Genomic DNA, 289 nt, shown 5'->3' on the forward strand with positions numbered 1-289 from the left:
CGGGGCGGGTCGTCGTACTCATGGAATCGACGCTAAAGGTTTACACTGATGTCAATGTCAAGGCGTGACGTCAGGATTGTGAGGCAGCAGACATGAAGATCGGTGAGGTCGCCGAACGCACCGGCGTCGCAGCCCGGCTGATCAGGTACTACGAGCAGCAGGGGCTGGTCAGTGCGGACCGCGCGGACAACGGCTACCGCAGCTACACCGAGGCCCATGTCGACCGGGTCGAGCGCGCCGCCGGACTGATCCAGGCCGGCATCCCGACCCGGTTGGTCAAGGTCCTCCT

The 289-nt window shown here is 64.0% G+C and carries 1 protein-coding gene; it reads left to right on the plus strand.

Annotated elements, in window-relative coordinates; translation table 11 throughout:
* Positions 1-92 precede the first annotated feature (92 nt).
* Positions 93-289: MerR family transcriptional regulator (locus ACOADB_RS07075; protein ID WP_378597261.1), on the plus strand; the 197-nt coding region annotated here is incomplete at its 3' end.

It is taken from the genome of Nocardioides sp. CPCC 206348 (assembly GCF_048654705.1).
Taxonomy (GTDB): Bacteria; Actinomycetota; Actinomycetes; order Propionibacteriales; family Nocardioidaceae; genus Nocardioides.